Source organism: Polaromonas sp. P1_G2 (assembly GCF_056405515.1).
The window spans coordinates 1-9,248 of the sequence record NZ_JBFUBY010000172.1 but is presented as its reverse complement, the minus strand read 5'-3'; the positions used below and the strand labels follow the sequence as shown (position 1 = coordinate 9,248).

Here is a 9,248-nt window from a genome sequence, read left to right as displayed (position 1 = left end):
GACGCGCACCAACCAGGCGAACCACGCCGCGGCAATCGCCGCCGCGATCCACACCAGCATCTGCCCCAGCCGCGCCTGGTCGTCCAGCAGGTAGGCGTTGCAGACGCGCACCGGTGAAGTCTCATACAGATTGCCCACGACCGCCATCATCGGCAGCACATTACCCAGGAAGAAACCCTGCACCAGCAGGCCGGCCGCCCGCCATGACAGGCGGAGAGCGGCCCCGCAGGCCAGCAGGGCCAGGCATTTGAGGATTTCGATGCGGCCGTCCACCAGCGCCAGGTCCAGCACGCGGGGAATCATCAGGATCGCGAGCATCAACGCAGTGGCGAACAAGCCGCTGATACCGTGCGCGTTCCACAGGTTCACGCGTGCCAGCCAACGGCCCGGCAGCGACGCGGCGAGCAGCCAGCCGGCCAGCATCAGCAAGGGGTATTGCACCAGCATGTGGCGAGTCATGCTGGCTTCCAGCGCCTGCCGCACAGCGGGYCAGGCTAGCAGGCATAACAAGGCTGCGGCCATGACGGCCAGCGTGCCGCGCGAAGGACGGGCGGGCATCTTCATGGGGATGTAGCCGCCAATGACGCGGCGGCGCCCGTAAGATGCTGCGCATAGTCGAGCGCGAGCTGCTGCTCCGCGTAGTCAAAGATGCGGACCAGCCGGCCTTGCTGGTCGATGACCAGGAAGGCCGCGTTGTGCTCAAAATCGCCGCGGCCGTCGGGAACCACCACGACCTGGAAATCCGCCAGCAGGCGCTGCGTTTCCTGCGGGTCCTGCACACGCACAAAACGCCACAGTGCCGGGTCGGCGCTTAATTTCGACGCATAGGCTTGCAGCACGGTGGGCGTGTCGTGCACGCCGTCGAAGCTGATTGACAACAGCTTGACCTTGCCGCCCCGGTGCTGCAGAACTTGCTGCAGTTGCTGGAAACTGCTGCCCATCGCCAGGCAGACGCTCTGGCAACGCGTATAGACAAAATCCACCAGCGTGACGGACTGTCCGTCGGCCAGGTGCTGCGACAGCGCCCGGGGCGCGATGCCGGGTCCATCGACGCTGACCGCCGGTGCCGGCACCGGCTGCAGGGCGACTTCAAGCCGGCGCGCACCTTCGGCGGTCCAGACCTGGAAATCATGCGTCAGCCATGCGGCGGCGGCATAGCCCGCCAGGGCCAGCATGATGCTCAGCAGGGCGGTGCGAAACATCGAAGAGCTCAGGAGGCTTTGGCCGTCAGCGCCTTGAGCTCGGCGCCGCCGTTAAACGGTGCGGTGCGCGTGCCGGCCTTGCGTTCGGCTTCGAACAACTCGGGCTTGATGGCGCCGGCCTTGTTGGACCATTCGGCGCGGACGTAACTCGCCACCGCGGCCAGCTCGGCGTCGCTGAGTTGCGCGAAGGCCGGCATGGCGCCCTTGAAGGTGCTGCCCATGACCGTGATCTCCCCGGTGACGCCGTGCAGCAGGATGTTGGCCACGGTGCGCTCGTCGCCGGCCACCCATTCGGAACCGTCCAGCGGCGGGAACACGCCCGGCAACCCTTTGCCGGTAGCCTGGTGGCAGGCCGCGCAATTGGCGGTGAACAGCTGTTTGCCGTTGGCCGCCGTGCTTGCGCCCGGGGCCGGGCCCGACAGGTCGGCCAGCGTGCGCCTGTCCCCGAGGTCGGCGCGGCCGAAGGAGCCGGACAGCGCGATGTAGCCCGCGCCCCACAGCACCAGCGCTGCCGCCCCGATCAGGAAGAGCAGCGGGATGGGCTGGCCCTTTTCGGAGGGCTCGGCCTGTTCGCGCTCCTGGGCCCGGCTCTCGGATGTGTTGTCGTTCAGCATGGGGTTACCTTGTGGGGCTCAGGGCTTGGGGGCGGGCGGCAGCACCGGGTAGGTGTGGTTCAGGCCCTGCAGGTACTTGACGAGGTCCAGCGCCTGGGGCGTGGGCACCACCACCTGGCCCACGTTGGGCCCATAGGCGGGCGGCAGGGCCAGCGGCTGCTCGCCTTCGCTTTCGGCGTCCTTCGCGTCCTTGACCGTGAAGAGATAAGGGTAGGACGGCATGATGGAGCCCGGCACGTAGGCGCGCGGCTGGTACAGGTGGCCCAGGTGCCAGTCCTTGCTGGGCTGGCGCACGCCGATGTTGAAGAGGTCGGGCCCGGTACGCATGCTGCCCAGCAGGTGCGGCTTGTCGTAGAAATAGTCGGCCGGCACCGAGGCCCGGCCCCAGCCGCGCTCCGCGTCGGGGCCGAAATTGCGGTCGCGCGGCTGCTGGCTGTGGCAGTACACGCAGCCGTTGGCGATGTAGACCTCGCGCCCGCGCAACTGGGCGCTGGTGTAGCCCTTGAGCTGCGGCGGCGGCTTGATGTCGCGCACCTGCATATAGGGCATGACCACCAGGGCCGCCGTGGCAACGCCCAGCGCCACCATGGCACCCGATGCCAGCTTGACTTCATTTTCCATGTGCGGTCCCCAGTTCCGTGCTTCGCGTGTCGTTGGGCCAGAACAGCGCGGCGCCCGCGCGGCCCGGGCCGAAGCGCAGTGCCATGGCCAGGAAGTGGCCGACGAACACCAGGTGGCTGAGCACCATCAGGCTGCCTCCCACGGATCGCCATTGGAGGTAGGGCAGCGTGACTTCAACCGAAGCCATGAAGGGCTGCGCGGCGTCCAGCATGGCCACGCCCTGGAGCCAGCCGCCAATCGTGAGCCCGACGAAATAAATCGTCGCCCCGACGGCCGCCAGCCAGAAGTGCAGGGTGATCAGTTTCGGGTAGGGCCACTCCCAGTTCAGCACGCGGGGCATCATGAAATAGATGGCGCCGAACAGCACCATGGTGACGAAGGCATAGGCGCCCAGGTGCGCATGGGCCACCGTGAAATGGGTGAAGTGGGTGATCTGGTTGACGCTGCGCAGGGCCTCCAGCGAGCCCTGCAGCGAGGACGCCAGGTACATCAGCCCGCCGAACATCATGAAGCGCAGCGTGGGCGAATAAAGCGCCAGGTGCATGCGCCCCCGCAGGGTGGCGCCCATGTTGATGCTGAAGGCGATCACSGGAATCACCATCATGATGCTCTGCACGATGGACAGCGTGACCAGCCAGCCCGGCACCGGACCACCTATGAGATGGTGGCCGCCGACCTGTCCGTAAAAAAATGCCAGCGTCCAGAAGCCGAGCAGCGAGAGGTTGTAGGAGCGTATCGGCCGGCCTATGACCTTGGGCAGGAAGTAATAGATGGCGCCCACGCTGACCGGCGTGAACCACAGGCCCAGCACGTTGTGGCCGTACCACCAGTTGGTGGTGGCCTGCTGCACGCCGGTGTGCACGCCGGGCATCTTGCCGACCAGGAAGAGCAGGGCGATCCACAGCAGCGCCGCCGTCATGTACCAGACGCTGACGTACAGGTGTGAGACCTTGCGGTTGACCAGCGTGAACAGCACCGGCAGGATGACCAGCGCAAAGCCGGCGAACATGAAGATCGCGATCTGCCACGGAATCTCCAGGTACTCCATGCCGTCGTTCCAGCCGGTGGCGATGGCGCCTATGCCGCCGGCGATGCCCATGTTGATCAGCGCGCCGCCCAGCATGACCCAGATGGCGCCGTAGAGCCGCGTGCGCAGCAGGCGCGGCAGCAGCCAGACCACCATGCCCAGCGCGGCATTGGTGATCCAGCCGTAGAGCACGCCGGTCAGGTGCACCGTGCGTATGCGGCCGAAGGTCAGCCAGGCATAGTCGGTCAGCCAGTCGGGTTCATGCAGCTTGATGGACGAGACCAGGCCGGCTGCCGAGCCCACCACCAGCCACAGGCAGGCAAAGGTGATGAACATAAACACCGGAAACGCGGTGGACCGGTCGGAGCTGATGCGGTCCAGCAGCTCGGCGGCATCGGCCGCGTGCGTCTGGATGCCGCCTTCCTTCACCGCCTTCTGCATGGACGCCTGCGCGGTGTCCTGCAGGGCCGGGTCGTCCACCTGGCCGACTTCGCCGCGCGCGAAGATCACCGAGGCGGCCGTCGGGTTTTCCACCAGCAGCCCCTTGCGCAGGGACCAGATGAAAACGAACAGGCCGATGATGGACAGCAGGAAGGCGCCCAGCAGGCTGATGACGGCGCTGTCCATTACACGGCTCCTTCAAGCGATGCCTGGGGCGCCAGGCGCGCGAGAGGCTGTGCGGCCCGGCCGCTGATGGGTGGTGAAACTGTCATGAATCCTCCGGTATTGAAGGGAAAGCCCGCTGGCACGAGATTTCCACTGGCATCCTGAGTCGCGCGGCCGATGAGCGCCTGGTGCAGAGCACCCATCCTACGCCTTTGGCCCTGTGCAGGCCAGCCCGCTGACCGGGAGCGCGCGACCTGCTATGAATTTTGTAGCTTTTCGTGCTCGTTGGCGCGGGCATGGGCGCGCGTCTGGGATTTTTGTACGAATTAAGTTTGGCCTCATCGAGCCGTGTTAGCCTCGCGCGCATGTTGAACCGCATCCCCTCCTTCCTGCGCCATGTCGGCCCGGGCGTTGTCACCGGCGCCGCCGATGACGACCCTTCCGGCATCGCCACCTACACGCAGGCAGGGGCTCAGTTCGGCACCGGGCTGCTGTGGACGGTGTTTCTGTCCTTGCCCTTCATGATCGCGATCCAGTTAGTCAGCGCCCGTATCGGGCGCGTGACCGGCAAGGGCGTGGCGGCCAACCTGCGCGAGCACACGCCGCGCGCCTTTTTGATGAGCATGGTGTTTCTGCTGGTGGTGGCCAACACCATCAACATCGCGGCCGACATCGCCGCCATGGGCGAGGCGCTGCAGCTGGCCGTGGGCGGCGGCAATCATTTCCATGCGGTGGCCTTCGGCATCATCACCGTGCTGCTGCAGGTCTTCGTGCCCTACCGCAAGCTGGCGCCCATCCTCAAGTGGCTGACGCTCTTCCTGTTTGCCTATGTGATCGCCGTGTTCCTGGTGCAGGTGCAGTGGGCCCAGGTGCTGCACGACCTGGTCGTTCCCAAACTGCAGTGGACCTCGGGCTACTGGATGATGATCGTCGCCTTGCTGGGCACCACGATCTCGCCCTACCTGTTTTTCTGGCAGGCCTCGCAAGAGGTGGAAGAACTGCGCTTGAAGGGCGGCGTGCTCGGCGCCGAAAAGAAAATCCGCCGCGACCTGCGCCGCGTCAAGCGCGACACTTACATCGGCATGTTTTTCTCCAACGCCATTGCCTTCTTCATCATGGTGCTGGGCGGCGCCGTGCTGTATGCGGCCGGCATCCATGACGTGATCTCGGCCGCGCAGGCGGCCCAGGCGTTGCGGCCGCTGGCCGGCGACTTTGCCTTTGCGCTGTTTGCCGGCGGCATCATCGCCACCGGCCTGCTGGCCGTGCCGGTGCTGGCTTCGTCGGCCGCCTACGCAGTGGCCGAAGCCTTCGGCTGGCCCGAGGGCCTGGAGCGCCACTGGTACGAGGCCAAGCGCTTTTACGCCATCATCGTCATCGCCACCGTGGTCGGCACCGGTATGGATTTCACGAGCATTGACCCGATGAAGGCGCTCTACTGGAGCGCGGTGATCAACGGCGTGGTGGCCGTGCCCATCATGGCCGGCCTGATGCTGCTGGCCGGCCGCAAATCGGTGATGGGCAATTTCACCTCGGGTTTCAAGACCACCTGGTTTGGCTGGGGTGGGGTGGTGGTGATGGGGTTTGCGGTGCTGATGATGTTGCTGGATTTGTTTCGCTCGCTCATATAGGGCGCGGCCCGTGCAGGAACATCACTCGAACTGAGCTTTCAGCGCGTCGGCCGCCGACTTGAGGATTTCCCGCGAGAGCTTTTCGTCGTTCACCGCGCGCGCCATGGAGACCGCACCCACCAGCGTGGACAGGGCTGCGATGGCCTTCATGCGTTTGGACTTCTGCTTTTCACCGGCGATAAGCTTGGTCAGCAGCGCCAGATAGCTGCCGACCTGTTGCGTATAGGCGCTGCGCGCCCGCTCATTGCTGCGGGCCACGTCGCCCGCCAGGGTGGTGACGGCGCAACTGGTGGCCAGGCTGTCGCGGTGCGCGGCGCTCAGGTAGCCGTCGACCAGCAGGGCCAGAACGGCCGCCGGCGACTGTTGAAGGTTCTCCACGGCCTGGACGGCGCGGCCGCCGTCCAGCAATGCGCGCTCCACCGCCTCGGCCACGAGTTCGTCGCGCGAGGCGAAGTGGCGGTAGAACCCGCCGTGCGTCAGGCCCGCCTCCTTCATGAGATCGGCGACTCCGATGCCGTCGATGCCTGACTCGCGAAAGCGCGCGGCGGCCGTGCGTACCACGCGGTCGCGGCTCTCGGCCTTGTTTGCCTTGGAATGGCCCATTCGGAAAAAACCTCACATCGGTGACTTGACAGTCTGGATTATGACCGTCATCATTCCTGATGTGGATGATGATCGTAATTCAGAATGACAAAGGCTTTCCTCCACGCCCTCCTGTACTCCCAACAACCAAACCCGGCATTACCATGAAAACCTTTCTTCGCCTCGCCTTCGCGACCATGACTTCCGCCGCCGCATTCGCCGCCCCGGCCCAAGCGCTGACTGAAGCGCAGGCCCGGGCCGCCATCGCGCCCTGGTATGCGATGTTCAACCAGCCTTTCCAGGGCGATGTGGGGGCGCAGCACGACAAAGTTGTGTTGCCGGACTACAAGACCTGCTGGGGCCCGGAAGATGTGCCCGGTGGCTGCTGGGGACGCGAACAGTCGATCAAGACCATCGCCAACTTTGCCAAAACCATCCCCGACATGAAGTTCGACATCAAGGAAGTGCTGGTGTCCGGAAACCGGGTGATCGTGCGCGGCGAAGTGAGCGGCACGCCCTCCGGCGACTTCTTTGGCGTACCCTACGGCGGCAAGAGCTTCAAGATCTCGGCCATCGACATCCAGACCGTTGAGGGCGGCAAAATCGCCCGGACCTGGCACATGGAGAACTGGCTGCTGGCCCTGGGCCAGTTGCGGGCCAAGTGATCCCGGACCCTAGGCGCCATCCCGGCGCATGACCCACAAGCGCTGCGGCCCTGCACCCTTGTCGCCCAGCTTGTCATAGGGATTGCGCAGCCGGCACTTGTCGATCGACAGGCAGCCGCAGCCTATGCAGTCGTCCAGCGTGTCGCGCAGTTTCTTGAGTTGCGCCATGCGCTCGTCCAGGTCGGCGCGCCAGGCGGCCGACAGGCGTTCCCAGTCCGCGCGGCTGGGCGCGGCCTTCGCGGGCAGGGTGGCGAGGGCGGCTTCGATGTCGGCCAGTGCGATGCCTACGCGCTGCGCCACGCGCACAAAGGCCACGCGCCGCAGCATTTCGCGTGCATAGCGACGCTGGTTGCCTTCGGTGCGGGTGCTGCTGATCAGGCCCTTGGTTTCATAAAAGTGCAGGGTGGATACCGCCACGCCGCTGCGGCGCGCCATGTCGCCGACCGAAAGTGTGGGGAAGATGCCGGCCTGTTCCAGTTCCGTGCCCATGGGAATCCTTTTTGCAAATAGTGCTTGACCTCAACTTTACTTGAGGTTCCAGACTCGGGGTTTCGCAAGCCATTTCGGCCTATTTCAAAGGAGTTGTCTCATGCCAGGTGAATCTTCAAGCCCCGCATCCACGTCCGTGTTCCGCATCGACAAATTTGTGGTGCCTTCGCAATCGATCTCCGCGTTTGTCGAGCGCATCCACCATGTCCAGCGCATGCTGGGCGCTCTGCCGGGCTGCCTGCAAAAACATGTGCTGACCCAGACCGGTGACAGCAGCGAATTTGACGTGGTGACGGTGGTCGAATGGGCCAGCGCCGACGCTGTCGCCGCGGCCCAGGCCGTCATGCAACAGCAGCTTGCCAGCGAGGGCTTTGACATCCAGGCTTTCAGGAAGAAGCTGGGGGTGCGTGGGGATTCGGGGATGTACCACGAGGCTTGAGCTTCAGGCGCGGATCAGCCCTTGGTCGCGCCGAAGCGCTGCCGCAACTGCGTGGTAGCCCTTGCCGTCCCCCTGAAACAAAAAAGCGACCCGAGGGTCGCTTTGTTTCGCGGGCCCACGGCTTACCAGGGCAGGGCGTCACCCATATGGAAGAAGCCGCCGCTGGGGCCTTCGGCCGGCAAGGTGGCCAGGCGCACGCTGGTCTTGGCGCCGTCTTCCACATTCATGGGTGCTGAAGGGCCGCCCATTTCCGTGTGCACCCAACCGGGATGAGCCGAGTTGACTTTCACGCTGCTGTCCTTGAGCTCATAGGCCAGCTGCACGGTATACGAGTTCAGCGCCGTCTTCGAGGTGTCGTAGGCCGTCGACTTCATTTCATAAATCGGCGACGCCGGGTCGGAATGCAGGGTCAGCGAACCCAGGATGCTGGCCAGGTTGACGATACGGCCGGCCGGCGCTTTTTTCAGCAGCGGCAGCAACGCCTGCGTCAGCGCCACCGGGGCGAAGAAGTTCGTCTCCATGGTGTCGCGCAGCACTTTCTCGGGCAGGGTAGCCGCGGTGTAAGGATGGCTCACGCCGGGCTCGCCTTCCAGGAAAACGCCCGCATTGTTCACCAGGATGTCCAGCCGGCCGGCCCGTGCCTGGAAAAAGTCCGTAGCCCTGGCGCGGTCGGCCGGCTTGGTCGCGTCAAACACGATGGACTCGGCCGTCACGCCGTCGGCCTTCAATTTGGCCACGGCATCAACGCCCGCCTGTTCGCTGCGCACGCCGATCACCGGCAGAATGCCGAGCTTGCCAAGCTGCCTGGCGGTTTCAAAGCCCAGGCCGCGGTTGCCGCCGGTGATAAAGGCGATTTGGGTATTCAAAGGTGTGCTCATGCCGTTCTCTATGCTTTCAAGGATGGTTGGGTAGGTCCGCTCGGCGCCGGCACGCGTTCAAAAGAAAGAAGCACGGCCGGCTTGCCGTGCATGGCAACTGGGGCCGGGCCGCGGCTTCATAAGGGCACGGTTTTTGAATTCACTGTTGCGGGTGGGCCAACAATGGCGATGTATCCCTCTGGAAGAGGGAGCAAGAAATCCCGGCTAGGGGAGGGTTAGCGCCCGCAGTACGTGCTCAGGCGTGGCCGGCGCCTCCAGCACCACAGTCCGTCCCGGGTGCGCCGACGAGATCGCATCCCGCAAGGCCTCATACACACTGATCGCCAGCATCAGCGGCGGCTCGCCCACGGCCTTGCTGCCGAAGACGTTGTCTTCGCGGTTCGGTTCCGGCCACAAATCGATCTTGAAATGTTCCGGTACGTCGCCGGTCGCGGGAATCTTGTAGGTGCTGGGCGCATGCGTGCTCAGCAGGCCCTTGTCGTTCCACACCAGTTGCT

Annotated in this window: 11 protein-coding genes and 1 pseudogene; 3 read left to right on the top strand and 9 right to left on the bottom strand. The window is 64.9% G+C overall.

Annotated elements, in window-relative coordinates; all coding sequences use genetic code 11:
• The 5 genes from AC1D0P_RS16985 to AC1D0P_RS16965 form a co-directional block, all read right to left on the bottom strand.
• The coding region (locus AC1D0P_RS16985) for a hypothetical protein (RefSeq protein WP_477677824.1) at positions 1–564 on the bottom strand (564 nt) is incomplete at its 3' end.
• On the bottom strand, positions 561–1,202 hold the full coding sequence (locus AC1D0P_RS16980) for an SCO family protein (protein ID WP_477677823.1): 642 nt from the start codon (positions 1,200–1,202) through the stop codon (positions 561–563). The genes AC1D0P_RS16980 and AC1D0P_RS16985, both read right to left, overlap by 4 nt.
• 8 nt (positions 1,203–1,210) lie before the next feature.
• The gene (locus AC1D0P_RS16975; protein WP_477677822.1) at positions 1,211–1,816 is read right to left on the bottom strand and encodes a c-type cytochrome; all 606 of its coding nucleotides are present in this window, start codon (positions 1,814–1,816) and stop codon (positions 1,211–1,213) included.
• An 18-nt stretch (positions 1,817–1,834) separates the two neighbouring features.
• Positions 1,835–2,437 carry a cbb3-type cytochrome c oxidase subunit II gene (locus AC1D0P_RS16970; protein ID WP_477653360.1) on the bottom strand — a complete coding sequence of 201 codons (603 nt, stop codon included), beginning with the start codon at positions 2,435–2,437 and terminating at the stop codon, positions 1,835–1,837.
• A complete protein-coding gene (locus AC1D0P_RS16965; protein ID WP_477677821.1) occupies positions 2,427–4,091 on the bottom strand; it encodes a cbb3-type cytochrome c oxidase subunit I in 1,665 nt (554 codons plus the stop codon). Before AC1D0P_RS16965 ends, AC1D0P_RS16970 begins: the two co-directional genes overlap by 11 nt.
• 344 nt (positions 4,092–4,435) lie before the next feature.
• Here AC1D0P_RS16965 and AC1D0P_RS16960 point away from each other — a divergent pair, with 344 nt between their 5' ends.
• Entirely contained in the window at positions 4,436–5,698 is a 1,263-nt protein-coding gene (locus tag AC1D0P_RS16960) for an Nramp family divalent metal transporter (protein WP_477677820.1), read from the top strand.
• A 21-nt stretch (positions 5,699–5,719) separates the two neighbouring features.
• On the opposite strand, the gene AC1D0P_RS16955 is transcribed toward AC1D0P_RS16960, so the two are convergent.
• Complete coding sequence (locus AC1D0P_RS16955) at positions 5,720–6,301, bottom strand: TetR/AcrR family transcriptional regulator (RefSeq protein WP_477677819.1); 582 nt, start codon at positions 6,299–6,301, stop codon at positions 5,720–5,722.
• Between the two features lie 143 nt (positions 6,302–6,444).
• Between AC1D0P_RS16955 and AC1D0P_RS16950 the strand changes: the two genes are divergently transcribed.
• The gene (locus tag AC1D0P_RS16950) at positions 6,445–6,945 is read left to right on the top strand and encodes an ester cyclase (protein WP_477677818.1); all 501 of its coding nucleotides are present in this window, start codon (positions 6,445–6,447) and stop codon (positions 6,943–6,945) included.
• Between the two features lie 9 nt (positions 6,946–6,954).
• Here AC1D0P_RS16950 and soxR read toward each other — a convergent pair whose 3' ends face one another.
• Positions 6,955–7,434 carry a redox-sensitive transcriptional activator SoxR gene (soxR, locus tag AC1D0P_RS16945; RefSeq protein ID WP_477677817.1) on the bottom strand — a complete coding sequence of 160 codons (480 nt, stop codon included), beginning with the start codon at positions 7,432–7,434 and terminating at the stop codon, positions 6,955–6,957.
• Between the two features lie 100 nt (positions 7,435–7,534).
• On the opposite strand from soxR, the gene AC1D0P_RS16940 reads away from it, so the two are divergent.
• The gene (locus AC1D0P_RS16940) at positions 7,535–7,873 is read left to right on the top strand and encodes an antibiotic biosynthesis monooxygenase (protein WP_477677816.1); all 339 of its coding nucleotides are present in this window, start codon (positions 7,535–7,537) and stop codon (positions 7,871–7,873) included.
• Between the two features lie 122 nt (positions 7,874–7,995).
• Here the strand turns inward: AC1D0P_RS16940 and AC1D0P_RS16935 are convergent, their stop codons facing one another.
• Positions 7,996–8,751: an SDR family oxidoreductase gene (locus AC1D0P_RS16935; RefSeq protein WP_477677815.1), complete on the bottom strand. Its 756-nt coding sequence runs from the start codon at positions 8,749–8,751 to the stop codon at positions 7,996–7,998.
• 204 nt (positions 8,752–8,955) lie between these two features.
• Positions 8,956–9,248 (bottom strand): annotated as a pseudogene (locus AC1D0P_RS16930) (xanthine dehydrogenase molybdopterin binding subunit); the annotation flags it as partial.

What these genes read in the sequence shown, in the direction of transcription:
- AC1D0P_RS16980 (WP_477677823.1), bottom strand. Translation starts at nt 1,202, where the DNA reads ATGTTTCGCACCGCCCTGCTGAGCATCATGCTGGCCCTGGCGGGCTAT.
- AC1D0P_RS16940 (WP_477677816.1), top strand. Translation starts at nt 7,535, where the DNA reads ATGCCAGGTGAATCTTCAAGCCCCGCATCCACGTCCGTGTTCCGCATC.
- AC1D0P_RS16970 (WP_477653360.1), bottom strand. Translation starts at nt 2,437, where the DNA reads ATGGAAAATGAAGTCAAGCTGGCATCGGGTGCCATGGTGGCGCTGGGC.
- AC1D0P_RS16955 (WP_477677819.1), bottom strand. Translation starts at nt 6,301, where the DNA reads ATGGGCCATTCCAAGGCAAACAAGGCCGAGAGCCGCGACCGCGTGGTA.
- AC1D0P_RS16975 (WP_477677822.1), bottom strand. Translation starts at nt 1,816, where the DNA reads ATGCTGAACGACAACACATCCGAGAGCCGGGCCCAGGAGCGCGAACAG.
- soxR (WP_477677817.1), bottom strand. Translation starts at nt 7,434, where the DNA reads ATGGGCACGGAACTGGAACAGGCCGGCATCTTCCCCACACTTTCGGTC.
- AC1D0P_RS16950 (WP_477677818.1), top strand. Translation starts at nt 6,445, where the DNA reads ATGAAAACCTTTCTTCGCCTCGCCTTCGCGACCATGACTTCCGCCGCC.
- AC1D0P_RS16935 (WP_477677815.1), bottom strand. Translation starts at nt 8,751, where the DNA reads ATGAGCACACCTTTGAATACCCAAATCGCCTTTATCACCGGCGGCAAC.
- AC1D0P_RS16960 (WP_477677820.1), top strand. Translation starts at nt 4,436, where the DNA reads ATGTTGAACCGCATCCCCTCCTTCCTGCGCCATGTCGGCCCGGGCGTT.